This is a genomic window from Bacillus cereus group sp. BfR-BA-01383, from assembly GCF_022663495.1.
In the GTDB taxonomy this organism is placed as follows: Bacteria; Bacillota; Bacilli; order Bacillales; family Bacillaceae_G; genus Bacillus_A; species Bacillus_A cereus_AU.
The window spans coordinates 285,078-301,857 of record NZ_JAKUFP010000003.1; the positions used below are offsets into that span (position 1 = coordinate 285,078).

A 16,780-nucleotide genomic window follows, 5' to 3' on the forward strand; every position below is an offset into this window, starting at 1 on the left:
AAAATAAGAATATTTCGTATAATCTAAGTATAATCATTTTGAAAATAGGGGTGGCATCATATGAAGCAAATTCCAGTAAAGAAAATAGAAGAAGTACTTGTTTTAGCAGGAGATAATAAACAAAAGCAAAAAGAATTTTATGAATTGCTCCTATCAACGGAGTTTTATGTTGCCGGTTCACTAGAAGCAGAGGACGGGGCAACAGAAGGAACACTTCGTTTGCGTCATTTCCAAGGAGAGGGTAGATGGATCGTGCCGTTCTTTACACAATTAGAATTTGTAAAAGATGTGTTGCCAGAAGGTACACCCCTTATTACGATACGTGGAAAAGAATTATTTAGTAGCATTGAGAAAGATGCGACTGCTGTATTAAATGTTGGTACGGATATAAGTAAAACATTTATTCCAGAAGAAATTGCGGATATCGCATCTGGACGAATTTTTAATTATTATAAGTAAAAGGAAAAGCGTAATTGCTTTTCCTTTTTAATTTGACCATGGAGTGGCTATACCAGAAGAAATCGAGAGTGTTTTATTATTTGTATTTATTGTTGCTGTAGCTCCAAGGGGAATACCGATGTTTGGACTTATATGTCCAATCGGTAAACCGAATAGTACTGGTATATGATATGGTGTGAAATATTCATATAATATTGTTTGCAATGATTGGGATGGTTTAGAAGGAATACAGTCATGACAACTTGTGAAAATAACACCGCTGCATTCATGAAACTTTCCAGATAAAAGTAGCTGATTTAACATACGATCAATGCGATACGGCTCTTCCCCAATGTCCTCAAGCAATAAAAGTGTATTAGCCGTATTTATCTCGTAGGGCGAGCCTATTATACTTGTTAACACAGTTAAATTCCCTCCAACTAATGTGCCTGTAACTGTACATGGAGAGGTAGGTACGATACATTCTGAGGCGGATAAGATCGATGAATACGGATGGAATAGTTGGTTGAAAGAAGATAAAGAGAGAGAGTCTATACCTTTTCCTAATTCTTCAATCATTGGACCATGAAACGTAACAAGCTTTGCATAACGTGAAAAAGCAGTATGTAAAGCTGTAATATCGCTATATCCCCAAAAAATTTTGGGATTTTGTTGAATGATTTCATATTGAATGTAAGGGAGAAGGCGAGCACTTCCGTAACCACCTCGTGCACAGAAAATGGCCTTTACTTCATGATTTGTAAAGGCTTCATGTATGTCATCAAGACGAACTTGATCACTTCCAGCTAAATATCCATACTTTTCATAAACACTCTTCCCAATTATTACGGATAACCCCATTTCTTGTAATACGTTCACACCTTTTAATACATTCTCAAGTGTTGGTGGGCCAGACGGTGCAATAATCATTACTGTATCACCTTGCTTTAATGCATTTGGATAAATCATTGTTCTCAGCCTCCTTCTAATTCAATATATTCGCTTCATATGAAGTTCAACCCTTGTAAAAGGAGGGGAAAGCTTGGCAAATAAAGAAGATATAAAGGGGACAGGAGGGAAATGATGTTTACAAATCGAGTAACAGATATATTGCAAATTAAGTATCCCATCATTCAAGCAGGTATGGCAGGTGCTATTACAACACCAGAACTTGTTGCAGCTGTAAGTAATAGCGGAGGATTAGGAACGCTTGGAGCAGGTTATATGAGCCCAGAACAAATTCGTGAAGCGGTTTATAAAATAAGGAAACTAACAGATAAACCTTTTGGTGTTAATTTACTTTTAACAAAAGAGGTACAGATAGAAGAAGAGAAGGTAAACGGGGCGAAAGAATTACTTAGTGGAGTGAATAGAGAATTAGGTATAGAGGAAGAAGAGGTATTAAAGCTTCCAACAAGCTATAAAGAACAATTACAAGTGCTATTAGAAGAGAAGGTACCAGTCGTTAGCTCTGCATTCCAAACGTTAGAACAAGAAGAGATAGATGATTTAAAAAGAAGAGGAATAAAAGTCATCGGAACAGCTACTCATGTGGCAGAAGCGAAAGTACTTGCCGAATTAGGGGTAGATATTATCGCCGGACAAGGTAGCGAGGCAGGAGGGCATAGAGGAACGTTTATCGGGAAAGAACAAGATGCTATGATTGGTACGTTCGCGCTAATTCCGCAATTAGTCGTATCAGTACCTCATATTCCAATTATCGCAGCAGGTGGTGTAATGAACGGACAAGGGCTTGTTGCAGCATTTGCACTTGGAGCAGAAGCTGTGCAAATGGGATCAGCCTTTTTAACGAGTGAAGAAAGTATTACGCATGGTGTATATAAAGAAGCGATTTTACAAAGTACAGACACGAGTACAACTGTAACCCGTGCGTTTTCCGGGAAATATGCACGGGGGATTCGCAATGAATTTATAGAGAAACATGAAGGAAAAGAAGAAAAACTGCCAATGTATCCTGTGCAAAACGTATTAACTTCTAAAATACGCCAAGAAGCAGCGAAGCAAAATAAAGGAGAATACATGTCGCTTTGGGCCGGGCAAGCATCATCACTAGCGCGAGTAGAATCCGCTCAGCACGTAGTGAAACGTGTCATGAATGAAGCAGAGAATGTAATCGAACAATTACAAAATGTATATAGAAAAAGACCACTTGAATAATTCAAGCGGTCTTTTCGTTAGTTTGCTTTATAAAATTGTTGGATAGCTTCGTCGATGTAAACCCAGCCCTTCCAACCTAAATGCATATGATCTTTTAAGAAGTACTTATCATATTCATGATTTGAGAAGTCAGCAATTGGATAGCCAGCTTTCGTAATTTGCTCATGAACTTTATTGTAGTATAATTCGCGTTTTTCTTTTGGGAATCCTGCGTAATCATACCAAGGACCTTTTACAGGAACAGAAATGAAGAGTGGTTTTGCACCAGATTGTTTTAATAAATCAAGTACAATTTGTAAATCTTCATACTCTGGTGATTCGTCATACGAATCATTTTTTAAGTAGCCTTCACGTTGCTTTAATTTCTTCTTAATTTTGCTATTGAAGTAATCATCTTCGATACCATATTCGTTAGATCCTGATTCTACTGCACCTGTTTGATCCGCATGTTTACGAGCTTCTTCCCAGGTCATTTGTTTCAATGATGGATCAAGCGTTTCTTTATGCGGTTTAATATCAAACATTACTGTAAATAAATCTTTACGATCTAAAATGTTACGATAAATATAAGCGAAAGGTTTAGCAGCAAGTGCTTTTACTTTATACTTTGTATCATCGTAGGCGATACCTTCAAGCGAAATTTTAAGTAAAGTTTCTTTCTTAACGATCTCAAAGCTTAATAAACGTTTTGCAATTTGTTTTTTCATTTCAGGTTTTAAATCATCGTTGAAAATGAAGTGATAGCCCTGTTGTTTTGAAAAGTTAGGTGCAAAGTGCGTTTCATCAATACCTTGTGGTACAAACCATTGCGGAGAAAGAACGAATATCATTTTCTTATCTTTCAATTGATCCATTGTAGATGCAAAGTTTAACACATGTACAAGGTCTTGTGTTCCCCCGCGTCCAAGAAGGAATGGTGTGAACCCTTCAGGCTTTACTTTGAAATAATTCGATGGATGGAAAGCATCCATACGTGCGAATTCCGATGAACCGTACATCGGAAGATATTTCGGATCTGCTAACATCTTTTGCTGTAAAATCATACTTTGAATCTTTTCTTCTTTTAAAGAAGTCGCAGCTTGTTCTACTTTCTCATCACTTAAAAGTGGAAGTAGAAAGCGCGTTGGAATAAGTAAGAATACAGCAAAAAGGGCCAATGCTAAAAGCATCGGACCGAATTTTGCTTTGTTCATCGGATTTCTTCCAACTTCTTAATAACCATATTTGGTGTAGCCCACTCATCACGGTCAAAATCAGAAATAGAAACTTCAATATCTAAACGCTCTTGGAATTCAACTAATAAAGATACTACAGCGAAAGAATCAAGAATACCTTCTTCAAATAATTGAACATCTAAGTTCTCTTTCACAATATCGTTTTCACATACTTCTTCTAAAATATCTAATACTTGCTCTTTGAATTCTGCCATTTTTAAAATCTCCTTTATATCCGAAATATATTATATGTGCAACTTCTTAATGGAATAAGAAGGGTGCATTAAAAGTATCTGTTAAGGTGTCCAGAGAAGATTAGGAAACCGAAACATACAACGTGGAACGTAATTACAATTGCAAGGACATGCGTAAATTTATTATTTGGCCAAAACTTGTGCTTCTTGTTTTTTCGTTCGAAAATATCGAATAAAATAAACAAGGCAGCGTGATAAAGACCATAAATAATGTATTGATATACATGCTCACCAGTAATATGCCATATTCCCATGATGAAGAAGTTTAAAAATGCACCGATATACGAAATTGTGTATCGGTTTTTAATTAACTTTTTCTTCGTTGCAAAAAAGACGAAACGCATGTAAATAAAATCACGGAACCAGAATGATAAACTCATGTGCCAGCGATTCCAGAAGTCTTTAATGTTACGACTAATGAATGGTTTATTAAAGTTTTCTGGCGTTTTAATCCCCATCATATAACTTACACCGATTACAAATGAGCTATAACCAGCAAAATCGAAGAATAAATATAAGCTATAGCTATACATGTAAATCATATTTGAAAGGATTGTATCGTGTTGAGCGAATGCCGGATCCATAAAATACTGTTTTATTAAGTAAGCAATAATAAATTTATACAGAAAACCTTGGAAAATACGATTTAACCCTGTATATAGTAAATTTTGATATTCTTCTGCACTAGGTGGCTTTTGAATATCTTTTTGAAATCTTCGGTAACGATCGATAGGTCCTGTTGAGATAGCAGGGAAGAATAAAACAAATTCCCAGAAATTAAAGAAGGAAAGTTCTTTAATTAAGCCATCGCGAACTTCGAATACCATTTGTACTGCTCTAAACGTTACATAGGACATTCCTAAAAATACAACAAATTTTAGTTCAGGTACAAAGGGTGCGATTTTTGCCAAAATAAGCGGTAAAATCGATAAAATAACAGCTATACAAAATGTGAATGTACTATTATTTTGTTTTCTTAAAAGTAAATAGCCTTTAATAAGGGCATATTGCCAAATAATAAATGCGGCTAACATAATCGCTTGCTTTGGTTTATCAGAGAAGATAATAGCAAGCATTACTAATGTTAAAACGGCATTATATTTACGCAACATTTTACCTTTTAATCCAGCTATGATAGTAGGTATTAATAAAATGCCCACTATAGCGAAAAAATAAAATGATCCATATGCGGTCATGCTGTAACCTCACTCAATAATTTTTTGCGATCTACCTTTCCATTTGGTGTCATTGGAATAGAAGATTGATACATGAATTTACGTGGAATCATGTAGTTTGGTAATCGCTCATTGAGTTCTTTTTTAATTGCAGATGTTAATTTGAATTCTTTTTCAAACGAATGCTCTCCAGGAACAACAACCGCTAATAAATAATCGTATTTCTCACCTTTTTTAATTGGAACAATAACTGCTCCTTCTACGTAAGAACACGCACGAAGATGATGCTCAATTTCTTCTAATTCCATTCGATAACCATGAAGCTTAATTTGGAAATCAAGACGACCATTATAGAATAGAAGACCATTTTCAACATAGCCAGCATCGCCTGTTTTATAAGCACGCTCGCCGTCAATCATAGTAAATGCTTTTTCTGTTAATTCAGGGCTGCCTAAATATCCAACGCTTACGCTTGGACCGACAATTACGATCTCACCTTTTTCACCATCAGGTGCAAGTGTGCCATCTTCTTTCATAATAAGAAGGCGACAGTCTGATTTACAGTAGCCAACTGGAAGTGATTTGTATTGATTCAGCACTTCTTCTGTAACGTGAATACCTGTTACAGCGACAGTAGCTTCTGTTGGACCGTACGTATTCATAATTGTTGCTTTCGGGAAACGCTCAATTAATTTTCTAGCTACTTCATTTGGCAACACTTCACCGCAGAATAAGAATGTTTTCATGTTCGGTAGCATACTCTCAGAGAAAGATGCTTCCATTAAACACATTTCAGCGAAAGATGGTGTTGAAGTCCATACTTGAATATCCGATTGCTCTAAAGAAGCAAACAAGTCTTTTGGACGTGCAATCATATCTTTATCGATTGCCCAAAGTGTACCACCTGTTACTAATGATGGGTAAATATCCATTACAGATAAATCGAATGAGAAAGGTGCTTGGTTTAAGAATACTTGTCCTGTTTGTAGGTTGAAATCTTCTACAGCCCATTTTGTAAAGCTAACAAGACAATTATAAGTAATCTGAACCCCTTTCGGATTACCTGTGCTTCCTGATGTGTAAATAATGTAGAAGTTCTCATCACCTTTTACCGCATGTTCAGGATTTGGAGTGTTCCCTTTATGAGTAAAGAAAATATCTTTTAAGTTGTCTTCACCTATAATGCGAACTGGTAAATCAGTTACAGTTACTTCTGTTCCTGATAAAAGTAATTTCGCACCAGAATTTTCAGCGATACGCTGTACACGATCAGCTGGGATAGATAAATCTACAGGAATGTAAGCATGTCCAGCTTTTACACATCCTAAAAAGTTAATAATCATTTCAGGTTGCATATGGCCATACACCATAATTGGTGAACAATCATCTGGATACTCAGAAGAAATCCAATGTGCTAACGCATCAGAATCTTCCTTTAATTGTTTGTACGTAATTTTCGCATCTCGCCAAACAAAAGCGGCTTGATCAGGCGTTTCTGCAGCCCACTTTTCAATTTGTTCTAATAACTTCATAACGTTCCCACCCTAAAATTCGTTGTAAATAAATGTACTTGTGTTTGTATCATGGAATCCATACAACCAAAGCAATGCAAATAAAATTGCAAGGTAATAAACCGTCTTTGCAACCCATTGTGTGAGTGGTCGAGACCATATCTCTTTTAATCTTTCCATGTCTTTCCCTCTCTTAATGAAATAATAGCTCTTTGTAGGTATCATGTCCTACATTATTGTGAAAAAAACAAAATTCCACATTTTAGGTAAAAATAAGACGAAAGGCTCTTTTCTGATATTAGCACTAAATACTAAAAAAGAAAATCCCTAACTTAGCAATTATATTACATTCAGCATGAATTTGTAATGGGTTTGACATGTAAATAGAAAGTGGATTGTGTGAATATATAAAAGCGGACTATAAGAATACGTAAAAATATAATATTTGCTTTTTATTAATCGGTAGAGCCTGAGAAAACTTTAAATTTCTCGATCTTTTTAAAAGGAGGAAATTATCATGAATAGAGTGTGGCAGAGTCTTATTTCAGAAGAAAATATTATGAAATGGAGACGACATTTCCATAAGTATCCGGAATTATCGTTTCATGAAAAAGAAACTTCGCAATTTATATATGATACGTTGTGTTCATTTTCTTCTTTTGAAGTAACGAGGCCAACAAAATATAGTGTACTAGCGATTAAAAGGGGCGTAAAAAAAGGGAAAGTAGTCGCGATTCGAGCGGATATAGACGCATTACCAATTCAAGAAGAGACACTAAATCCTTATTCATCCGTCAATAAAGGTGTCATGCACGCATGCGGGCATGATGCACATGCAGCTATTTTATTAAGTACAGCAGAGGCGATAGCAAATATGAAGGAAGATTTTGCAGGCGAAATTCGTCTTTTCTTTCAGCATGCAGAGGAAGTGTATCCCGGCGGCGGACAAGAGATGGTGGAGGCAGGTGTTATGGATGGTGTTGATTATGTAATAGGTTTACATGTTATGTCTGGATTGGAAAGTGGGAAGATCGGAATTGTGTATGGACCGATGATGGCAGCACCAGACGTATTTACAGTTGAAATTCATGGGAAAGGAGGGCATGCGGCAAGACCAGAAGAAACGATAGATCCTATCGCTATTGGGGCGCAGATTATTACAAATTTACAACATATTGTATCAAGGAACACAAGTGCTTTCATGCAAAGGGTAGTTTCAGTTACGCAGTTTCATGGGGGAACGGCTGATAATATTATTCCAAATACAGCGACTTTAATGGGAACTGTACGCTCGTTTAATCAAATTTTAAGAGAGGAAGCAGAAGAGAAAATTGAGCAAATCGTGAAAGGAATTACAAAAGCACATGGAGGGAATTATACATATACGTATCGCTATGGATATGATCCGGTGATTAATAATGAATATATAACGAAAGTAGTAGAAGAAAGTGCACTACATTTGTTTGGGAATGAGCGTGTTGTGAAGCTTGAACCTTCCATGGGAGGAGAAGATTTTTCAGCATATTTAAGAAAAGCACCGGGTTGCTTCATTAAATTGGGAACGGGGAATGAGAAGATAGATACTTGTTATCCGCATCACCATCCCAAATTTGATGTAGATGAATCAGTTTTAATTTATGGAGTGGAATTATTTTTAGAAACAACGATAAGGTTACTAAAATAATAGAGAAGTATAAAAAAAAGCAACTGCGCTCTATCGCAGTTGCTTTTATTTCTTTCCGTCAGAGAGGGCTGAGAAAGAACTATGCTCATTTATAGTATATGAATAGCTAACGGACAAGCTTGTACATTTTAACTATTTTTTAAAAAATATTTGTTGACATTGATAATCAATATTAATTAATCTAAGTGTAGTTGAAAATGATAATTATTATCAATAGAATAGATGCGACATGTTAATGAGAAAAAAATTTCACCTTCTGCGGAGGGAATTAAAAGATAAAAATAAAGATGTTGATCAGCATATTGAATGGCAACGAAATGTAATTCGTTCTGAATATGTAGATGAGAAAAGTACACTTCAAACAGAAAAAGAGATACAGGATAAAAGGAGAGGTTAAGTTGAGTAAGTTAGTAATGATTTTTGCAAGTATGAGTGGAAATACAGAGGAAATGGCCGATCATATTGCGGGTGCAATTCGTGAAACAGAAAATGAAATTGAAGTCATTGATATTATGGATTCACCAGAAGCTTCTATTTTAGAACAGTATGATGGGATTATTTTAGGGGCTTATACTTGGGGAGACGGTGACCTTCCTGATGATTTCTTAGATTTTTATGACGCAATGGATTCTATTGATTTAACTGGGAAAAAAGCGGCAGTATTCGGTTCATGTGATTCGGCTTATCCGAAATACGGCGTGGCGGTTGACATTTTAATAGAAAAGCTGCAAGAGCGCGGGGCAGCAGTTGTGTTAGAAGGACTAAAAGTAGAATTAACGCCAGAAGATGAAGATGTAGAAACATGTTTACAGTTTGGAGCTGAATTCGTAAAACACCTTTCTTAATGGCAGAAGGGAGATGAAGAGCAATTGCATGAAAAAATCTCAATCAAAACGATGACAGATTACCATTTGTATGATTTTATGCGTTGTCCGCATAAATTTTATTTCCGTCATATAAAAAGAAGAGAACCTTCTTCGTTTGAATGGCAACAAATAGCACAAATGATTGTGAATCGAATTATTAACGAGTACTATACGTTACCTGCGGGCCAACAAACGAAAATCGTACTTTTAATACTAATAGAAAAGTATTGGGAAAAAATAAGGATTAATATGTTTGCTTCGAAGACGGAGTACTATACTGTTTTAGCGAAGCTAACTGATCATTTACTACAGTTTGTTGAAAGGGATGATAGTCAGACACCACCATTGTTTTTATATGAGAAGTTTCAAACATATATGGAAGAGTTAGGTGTCCACATGTCATTGACATTTGAAGTTGGTGAGTGGAGTACTAAGTCGTTTGTAATTAAAAAGTATGTTGTCGACGCGGATGAGGAAATGCTTGCTCTTTGTCAGAAGTTAATGACAGTATTCAGTTATAAAGCTTTCGGCATTCTTCCAGGAAAAATTGAAGTTATTAATTTAATGGAAGGGACTAAGTATGAGTACATTCCGAAACAAGAAGATATTATAACTGGAATGGATGATTTATTTAGAATGAAAGAAATGTTGCAACAACCTGAGCACTACACAGAGCGTCATTTTCGTTCTGAGTGTATGAGTTGTGCTTTTCGTAGTGAATGCCAAGTGGAAGAAGCAAAGGAAGAAACGACGCAGAAGAAAAATATTGTACATTAAGGGATGCAATTTTGGATCCCTTTTTGTTATTGACATGAAAAGCTTTTCATCATTTACGGTATATTTGTAACAGATTTTAATAAAGGGAGGAATAATCAATGAAAGATGAAACGACAGTATTTCAATGGTTAAAAGAACAGAATGCTCCTTTTGGAATTCAACTGCAAATTTTACAGGCGTTTCAACTGTATAAAGTTATTGCTGGAATGGATAAAAAGTTAATGATGTATGAGGAGAAAGAATATAGGGAGAGAATGTAATCTCATCCCTGTAATATCACTTTCAGCTGTTCTGTACCCGCTATGAATTCAAGTTCATTCTTTGTTTCAAAGTTATAAATAATATTATGTAGTAAAGGGCTGTATTGATAAAAACTAGTGATGCGGTGAATGAGTAATGGATCATGACGAGAAATAAGTGTACTGTATTGCTCATATACAGATGTAGTAAATTCATGTCCGAAATCATAATATAGCCCCGCAAAATCAAAAGCAGGATCGCCAATTTGAGCATCACCAAAATCGATAACTCCTGAAATGGTTTTATTTTGCTCATTAAATAAAATGTGATGATGTGTAAAGTCTGCGTGAATAATTGTATTTTGAAATGTGGATGTAGCTATACATGCAAAGAAATTTTCGAATAAACTATTTAAGGATGATTTTTCTAATGAAGTAAGACTGTTAGCAAGATATTGATTTAATCTTGTTTGTATTTCTTTCCAGTAGGTAAGTGTTTTTTCAAGAGGGAATCCTAACGTTGTACCTTGTTTTAAAGGAATACTGTGTAGGGTTGCAAGGAAAGTAGCTAATTGTGTAATAATTGCTTTTAGCTCGTTATCCTTAAGCTTGGTAACTATTTCTTTTTTTAACGGTTCACCATGAATGAGAGTATAGTAACTACAAAGTGGGAAAGTATCAGCAGCATTTTTATATAATAGGCGATACTTTGGAACCTCAATTTCTTGTAGCGAATGAGAGAGAAGTGTGCATAGTTTTTTTTCTAACGGAATTCGTTTTGCATATTCAAGTTTTCGCGGGAAACGAAACAGTAGCTCATCATTTACTATAACCGCTACATTATCCCATCCTTCTTCATTTTGTTTATATGAATGTATAGAAAGATTAGGCAAAGCTTCTTTTATATACTGTTTGTAAGAATCCATAATTGTTCCTCGTTTCTAATTGGAAGTTGAATTATTCTACTTTATAATATCAGAATCTTCTTTCTTTGTGGTGAGCTATAACTATAATTCGAAGGAAGGTGTGTATTAAGAAGACAAGTATAGTAACCAGTTCTATATGTATTTAAAATAAAAAAAGCCCCTCAAAGAGTAGAGGAACTTTAAAGGTTTTCATTTTGTTGACCAAGTTCTTTTTGAGCAATATATAGATTTCCTTGCTCGACTTGTTTAAGTTTATTAACAGAATCTCCTGCATATCCTTTTTCTGTTTTCACAGTTCTTTTTGAACGATTGGATTCTTGTTTCTTCATATAATATGTCACCTTTCCTTAAAAATAGACGAAAATGATGAGTACGAGTAATACAGCAGCGAAAATGGTAATGCCCATTAAAAATGAAGTGTTTTTATATTTAGGTGGCTTATGTACATCTTGCCGGTATCCAGGTGAAATTTCAGGGGCGAATTCTTCTTCGAATGATTGCTTTTTTCCTTTTTCGTCCATATGTATCCACCTTTCTTTTTCATTATGTTATACGTTACAAGAAAAAATATGCATAAAGAAAACAGCCGCTCTATCGTTAGCGGCTGTTTTGCGTTGTATATTTTCGTTGTACTTGAAAGAGACGGATAAGCAGAAAGCTTGCGCCAAACGCTAGGCCGATAATAAGGCCGATCCAATACCCTTTTGCAGCCCAATCCGTATAAGTTGCTAATATGTAGCCAAGAGGTAGACCTATTACCCAATAGGCGATCAATGTCATAATTAAGGCGGCGTTTACATCTTTATAACCACGAAGTGCTCCTTGTACGGGAGTTGCAATTGCATCAGATATTTGAAATAAAATCGCAAATATAAGAAATTCTTTTGCTAAATGATGAACTTGTACATCTGTCGTATAAATAGAAGCAATTTCATCATCAAAGAAATAGAGAAGAATCGAATATAAAAGGGCGAATGCAAGGGCTAAGCCAATTCCGATAAATCCATATTGCTTTGCATTATTGTAACGTTTTGCTCCAACTTCGAATCCAACCGCGATGGTCATCGCCATTGCTAAACTGAGCGGAGTCATATATAACAAGGAAGCGAAGTTCATAGCTGCTTGATGTGCTGCTATTGTTGTCGTACTAAAGTTACTCATCATAAGTGTTACCGCAGCGAAAATACTCGTTTCAAAGAAAATAGCAAATCCGATAGGTACGCCAAGTTTTAAGAATGCTTTCCAACTCGCGAGAGAAGGGCGGTATAATTGTTTGAAGATATTAAACGATGCGAAAGGCTCTTTCGTACGAATAATAATGACGGTAATAATTAAAATGCACCAATATGTTGCTGCAGAAGCAATTGCTGCACCAACACCGCCAAGTTCTGGAAACCCGAAGTGCCCAAAAATTAATACATAATTTAATACGACATTAATTGGTAATGATAATAATGTAATAATCATCGTTGTTCGAGTTTTTCCTAATGCATCAATAAATCCACGTAAGACAGTGTAAGTGAATAAAGGAATAATTCCGATCGCGATAATACTTAAAAATTGTGCTGCAATACGTTCTACAGGTTCTTCTAAACGCATGCCGTTTAAAATAGGTGAAACAGCGAAGAAACCGATAAGGATGACAACGAAACTAGCACAAATTGCTAAATACACTGCTTGTATGACAACTTGGGGAACATCCTCTTTTTTCTTGGATCCAATGAGTTGTGCAACAATTGGTGTAGTAGCCATTAAAATTCCTGTTAACCCCGTACTAACTGGAATCCATATACTCGTTCCGATAGCAACACCAGCTAAATCAATTGGACTAGCATGTCCTGACATTGTCGTATCAAAAAAGCTCATCGCAAATAATGACATTTGCGTTACAAAAATCGGGAAAAAGAGTAAGACAAATTGCTTTAATTTTTGTGAGAATGAAGTAGTTTCGTTCATAAAATCCCCTTTCAACGTAAAAAACAAACTCTTACTATCATACAATTTAATCAAAAAATAGAAAAGAAATACGCGTCTACAACAAATGAAATCAATAAAAAAAGGATGCACTTTGAAAAGGGATAAGGTATTATGATAAGGTGTGAAAAAATTACATATTCGTTATTAAGGAGGCACTACTTGTGGCTGATTGGTTAATAGGTTTAATCATGGGTGCTGTTGAAGGGTTAACAGAGTTTTTACCAGTGTCATCAACAGGACATATGATTTTAACAGGACATTTAATTGGATTTGAAGACGATAGAGCGAAAGTTTTTGAAGTTGTAATCCAATTGGGATCGATTTTAGCAGTTGTTGTTATATTTTGGAAACGTCTATGGTCATTAGTTGGAATAGGGAAAGTAACTGATGGACCATCGTTAAATTTATTACATATCATTATCGGGATGATTCCTGCCGGCATACTCGGTGTATTATTCCATAGCGCAATTAAAGAAGTTTTATTCGGTCCAGGACCAGTTGTTATTAGCTTAGTAGCTGGTGGTATTTTAATGATTGTTGCTGAGAAGTTTTCAAAACCAAGTACAGCAAGAACGTTAGATGAAATCACATATAAGCAAGCATTTACAATCGGAATGTTCCAATGTTTAGCACTTTGGCCAGGGTTTTCTCGTTCTGGATCAACAATAAGTGGTGGTTTATTAGCTCGCGTGTCACATACAGCAGCAGCTGAATATACGTTCATTTTAGCAGTTCCAATGATGGTAGCTGCAAGTGGCTTAGATTTAATTAAAAGCTGGGATATTTTGAGCGCGGCGGATATACCGTTGTTTGCAACTGGATTTATTACAGCATTCGTTGTTGCGATGCTTGCAATTGTTTCATTCTTAAAATTATTAGGTCGTGTAAAACTAACACCGTTCGCTTATTACCGTTTCATTTTAGCTGCGGTATTCTATTTCTTCATTATGTAATAAAAAAACCTGCCGAGCTCGGCAGGTTTTTATTTTACTACTTTTTCAATCATGCTTTCCATTACATGTTCCCAAAGAGAAGTATCATCAGCTAACGTAGCACGGAAATTAGCATACATTTCTTTTTGTTTTTCCTCGAATGTTGGATCTTCTTTTTCAGGCAATGTAGCGCGCATTGAAGTTACTAATTCTTGTACTTTTGGAGTGCGTGGTCCCCAAATAGCTTGTTCATTTCCGTCTTTATCAATGAAAATAAAGATTGGAATCGCACGTGCTGTTCCATTTGTTAAGTATTGATCCATTAATTCTAAGTTTTCATCGCGAATTAATAATCTCATATCAATGTTTGCAACTTCAGAAATTCGTTTCATAACAGGTACACATAAAAGAGCGTCACCGCACCAGTCAGCTGTTAATACGATAACGCGCCAGCCATCATTTTGACGTTCTTCTAAAACTGGAAGTAATTCATTTGGAATTAAAAAGTTATTGTAAATGTGTAGTAGCTCGTATTGGTTTACTTTCATTTCATTCACATATGTATCAAAGGACATACCTTTATCAGCCCATTTTTGTAAGTTCATAAGTAACACCTCTTTAGTATGATTTGCTTTTATTGTACCAATTTTTATATAGAAAAGCTTGTATTCTTACTCTTTCTTATCACTTAATAATTTATTTAATAGGAAAAAGAATAGTACGACACATAATTCAGCTATGTTGGACGGTTGTAGGCTCTCTATCCAGTCGTCGTCGGTATGTATGACAAACCAATCTAGCGTAATTTCAATGATTGAGAAAAGAGCAAGTGAGAGCCAATTTGGCATGTTTGTCGTCATTGGATATAACAGTGCTTTAAAGAAGATTAAGATAAAATGAAAAGGATAAGTAAAAAAAGAGCCATAGAGCTGTTCGTGATGAGTATTCTATACCTGTAATTTGAAAGATTCCTACATATACAAAAAATATAATAAGAATAAGAACAACAAAACTCATAATAAAAATCTCATCTTTTAGACTGAGATTAGAAAACTTGTATTCTTCACCCACTATTACAACTCCTTTTTCTGTAAAATCACTTTTATTGTATTATGAAATATATATTGAAAAAATACGAATTATGGGAAAATAAGGTGACAAAAAGTAAGATTTCATGTAAAATTATTAATAAGGTTTTTATTTAATCAAATGAAATAAAAGGGGCTGTCAAAATTGTCTCAAAATCGAGAGCAATTAATGGAAGAACTATCAACAAATGTTTTTGCTATGTTTCGCACATTGCGTAATGATATCGGAAAAATATTTGGTGGTTACATACCGTGGAATGAGTTCATTGTCCTTAGAATATTGAACCGTACGAATAAAGAGATGGTATCACGTGTAGCTAACGAATTAAATGTATCGAATAGTCATATTACAGCTGTTACAGAAAAATTAATTAATAAAGGCTTTGTAACCCGTTCACGTTCTACATCAGATCGCCGAGTTGTATATTTAGAGATTACAGAACAAGGGAAAGATTTAGTTACGAAAATGGAAGGTGAGAAAAAGAAATATTTACAAGAAAGATTCTCCGCACTTTCAGAAGATGAAATGAATGTAATGATATCTATTTCTAAAAAACTTATTTAAGTAATTATAAGTGAGAAAACGCTTACCTAATGAAAAAGAAGACCTTCCTCATATATGGAAGGTCTTTTTTCGTGTGTAGATAGATGATAAAAAATAAAATGTGTATGAAAAAAGATGGAACACCATACTACTAATAAAGGAAGGAGGGAGAAATATGACGAATCGTAATGGTAGTCAAGGAAGTGGAAATCAAGGTTCACCGAAATCGGGGCAATTCCAGCAGGAGTTTGGTACTGAATTTGAAACAGGTAATGATAACAAAGGAAAAGAATATCGTTCGAAAAAAGGAAGCAAGTCAAAAAAGGAGTGAAATGATTCACTCCTTTTTTGATTTAAGATGCTGCAGATTGATCCGTATTATATTTTTCTTCTGATGTTGCGACAATCTATGTTGAAAAATAGGGACAAGAAAATAAAAAAATAAGACCATCATATAAAAGATGGTCAAAGGAAGGGGACAATTTATGTCAATTTAATTAGGGATGGAAGCTGTTCAAAGACACTGGGGAATGTCTTATAAATTAGGGAGGAACAACTTCGATACGTATACTATAAAAGATGGATGTGATCCTCGTGTGAACATAGAGTGAAAGAGAGAGGGAGTTTCAAATAAAAGATAGAGTAAACAAAAAAATAAGACCATCATATGATGGTCAAGGGAAGGGGACAATTTATGTCAATTTAATTAGGGATGAAAGCTGTTCAAAGACACTGGGGAATGTCTTATAAATTAGGGAGGAACAGCTCCGATACGTATACTATAAAAGGTGGATGTGACCCTCATGTGAACATAGAGTGAAAGAGAGAGGAAGTTTTAAATAAATGATAAAAGAAACAAAAAAATAAGACCATCACATGATGGCCTAGGGAAGGGGACAATTTATGTCAATTTAATTAGGGATGAAAGCTGTTCAAAGACACTGGGGAATGTCTTATAAATTAGGGAGGAACAGCTC

The 16,780-nt window shown here is 35.2% G+C and carries 21 protein-coding genes and 1 pseudogene; 10 read left to right on the forward strand and 12 right to left on the reverse strand.

Annotated features, from left to right (window positions below; genetic code table 11):
- Positions 1–60 precede the first annotated feature (60 nt).
- A complete protein-coding gene (locus MR065_RS05380; protein ID WP_242212757.1) occupies positions 61–459 on the forward strand; it encodes an SseB family protein in 399 nt (132 codons plus the stop codon).
- 27 nt (positions 460–486) lie between these two features.
- On the opposite strand, the gene MR065_RS05385 is transcribed toward MR065_RS05380, so the two are convergent.
- Positions 487–1,407, reverse strand: coding sequence for a S66 peptidase family protein (locus MR065_RS05385; RefSeq protein WP_242212758.1), 921 nt, complete (start codon positions 1,405–1,407; stop codon positions 487–489).
- A gap of 114 nt (positions 1,408–1,521) precedes the next feature.
- On the opposite strand from MR065_RS05385, the gene MR065_RS05390 reads away from it, so the two are divergent.
- Complete coding sequence (locus MR065_RS05390) at positions 1,522–2,616, forward strand: NAD(P)H-dependent flavin oxidoreductase (protein WP_242212759.1); 1,095 nt, start codon at positions 1,522–1,524, stop codon at positions 2,614–2,616.
- 17 nt (positions 2,617–2,633) lie between these two features.
- Here MR065_RS05390 and dltD read toward each other — a convergent pair whose 3' ends face one another.
- The 5 genes from dltD to MR065_RS05415 form a co-directional block, all read right to left on the reverse strand.
- The gene (gene dltD, locus MR065_RS05395) at positions 2,634–3,809 is read right to left on the reverse strand and encodes a D-alanyl-lipoteichoic acid biosynthesis protein DltD (RefSeq protein ID WP_242212760.1); all 1,176 of its coding nucleotides are present in this window, start codon (positions 3,807–3,809) and stop codon (positions 2,634–2,636) included.
- Entirely contained in the window at positions 3,806–4,045 is a 240-nt protein-coding gene (gene dltC, locus MR065_RS05400; RefSeq protein ID WP_000807310.1) for a D-alanine--poly(phosphoribitol) ligase subunit DltC, read from the reverse strand. Before dltC ends, dltD begins: the two co-directional genes overlap by 4 nt.
- Positions 4,046–4,113: 68 nt before the next feature.
- Entirely contained in the window at positions 4,114–5,280 is a 1,167-nt protein-coding gene (gene dltB / locus MR065_RS05405) for a D-alanyl-lipoteichoic acid biosynthesis protein DltB (RefSeq protein ID WP_097903519.1), read from the reverse strand.
- The gene (gene dltA / locus MR065_RS05410) at positions 5,277–6,791 is read right to left on the reverse strand and encodes a D-alanine--poly(phosphoribitol) ligase subunit DltA (RefSeq protein ID WP_242212761.1); all 1,515 of its coding nucleotides are present in this window, start codon (positions 6,789–6,791) and stop codon (positions 5,277–5,279) included. Before dltA ends, dltB begins: the two co-directional genes overlap by 4 nt.
- 12 nt (positions 6,792–6,803) lie before the next feature.
- The gene (locus tag MR065_RS05415) at positions 6,804–6,950 is read right to left on the reverse strand and encodes a teichoic acid D-Ala incorporation-associated protein DltX (protein WP_000440293.1); all 147 of its coding nucleotides are present in this window, start codon (positions 6,948–6,950) and stop codon (positions 6,804–6,806) included.
- A gap of 337 nt (positions 6,951–7,287) precedes the next feature.
- Between MR065_RS05415 and MR065_RS05420 the strand changes: the two genes are divergently transcribed.
- From MR065_RS05420 to MR065_RS05440, 5 genes are all read left to right on the forward strand, one after another.
- Positions 7,288–8,454: an amidohydrolase gene (locus MR065_RS05420; protein ID WP_242212762.1), complete on the forward strand. Its 1,167-nt coding sequence runs from the start codon at positions 7,288–7,290 to the stop codon at positions 8,452–8,454.
- 235 nt (positions 8,455–8,689) lie between these two features.
- Positions 8,690–8,851, forward strand: a complete 162-nt coding sequence (locus tag MR065_RS05425; RefSeq protein ID WP_242212772.1) for a hypothetical protein — start codon at positions 8,690–8,692, stop codon at positions 8,849–8,851.
- 1 nt (position 8,852) lies between these two features.
- A complete protein-coding gene (locus tag MR065_RS05430) occupies positions 8,853–9,299 on the forward strand; it encodes a flavodoxin (RefSeq protein WP_097903523.1) in 447 nt (148 codons plus the stop codon).
- 24 nt (positions 9,300–9,323) lie between these two features.
- Positions 9,324–10,097 (forward strand): hypothetical protein, encoded by a 774-nt coding sequence (locus tag MR065_RS05435; protein ID WP_242212763.1) that lies wholly within the window; start codon positions 9,324–9,326, stop codon positions 10,095–10,097.
- Positions 10,098–10,195: 98 nt separating this feature from the next.
- Positions 10,196–10,357 (forward strand): hypothetical protein, encoded by a 162-nt coding sequence (locus MR065_RS05440; protein ID WP_242212764.1) that lies wholly within the window; start codon positions 10,196–10,198, stop codon positions 10,355–10,357.
- A 2-nt stretch (positions 10,358–10,359) separates the two neighbouring features.
- Here the strand turns inward: MR065_RS05440 and MR065_RS05445 are convergent, their stop codons facing one another.
- From MR065_RS05445 to MR065_RS05460, 4 genes are all read right to left on the reverse strand, one after another.
- Positions 10,360–11,262, reverse strand: coding sequence for an aminoglycoside phosphotransferase family protein (locus MR065_RS05445; RefSeq protein WP_242212765.1), 903 nt, complete (start codon positions 11,260–11,262; stop codon positions 10,360–10,362).
- Between the two features lie 179 nt (positions 11,263–11,441).
- Positions 11,442–11,591 (reverse strand): hypothetical protein, encoded by a 150-nt coding sequence (locus MR065_RS05450; protein WP_097903527.1) that lies wholly within the window; start codon positions 11,589–11,591, stop codon positions 11,442–11,444.
- A gap of 18 nt (positions 11,592–11,609) precedes the next feature.
- On the reverse strand, positions 11,610–11,783 hold the full coding sequence (locus MR065_RS05455) for a 2-isopropylmalate synthase (RefSeq protein WP_097903528.1): 174 nt from the start codon (positions 11,781–11,783) through the stop codon (positions 11,610–11,612).
- Positions 11,784–11,859: 76 nt separating this feature from the next.
- Positions 11,860–13,218, reverse strand: a complete 1,359-nt coding sequence (locus tag MR065_RS05460; protein ID WP_242212766.1) for an MATE family efflux transporter — start codon at positions 13,216–13,218, stop codon at positions 11,860–11,862.
- 182 nt (positions 13,219–13,400) lie between these two features.
- Between MR065_RS05460 and uppP the strand changes: the two genes are divergently transcribed.
- Positions 13,401–14,192, forward strand: coding sequence for a bacitracin resistance undecaprenyl-diphosphatase (gene uppP / locus MR065_RS05465; protein WP_070141441.1), 792 nt, complete (start codon positions 13,401–13,403; stop codon positions 14,190–14,192).
- Between the two features lie 29 nt (positions 14,193–14,221).
- Here uppP and MR065_RS05470 read toward each other — a convergent pair whose 3' ends face one another.
- Both MR065_RS05470 and MR065_RS05475 read right to left on the reverse strand, forming a co-directional pair.
- Complete coding sequence (locus MR065_RS05470) at positions 14,222–14,809, reverse strand: thioredoxin family protein (protein ID WP_242212771.1); 588 nt, start codon at positions 14,807–14,809, stop codon at positions 14,222–14,224.
- A 33-nt stretch (positions 14,810–14,842) separates the two neighbouring features.
- A pseudogene (locus MR065_RS05475) lies at positions 14,843–15,242 on the reverse strand (YrvL family regulatory protein).
- A gap of 162 nt (positions 15,243–15,404) precedes the next feature.
- Here MR065_RS05475 and MR065_RS05480 point away from each other — a divergent pair.
- Positions 15,405–15,824 carry a MarR family winged helix-turn-helix transcriptional regulator gene (locus tag MR065_RS05480; protein ID WP_141436318.1) on the forward strand — a complete coding sequence of 140 codons (420 nt, stop codon included), beginning with the start codon at positions 15,405–15,407 and terminating at the stop codon, positions 15,822–15,824.
- 154 nt (positions 15,825–15,978) lie between these two features.
- Complete coding sequence (locus tag MR065_RS05485; RefSeq protein ID WP_097903532.1) at positions 15,979–16,134, forward strand: imidazoleglycerol-phosphate dehydratase; 156 nt, start codon at positions 15,979–15,981, stop codon at positions 16,132–16,134.
- The last annotated feature ends 646 nt before the right edge of the window (positions 16,135–16,780 follow it).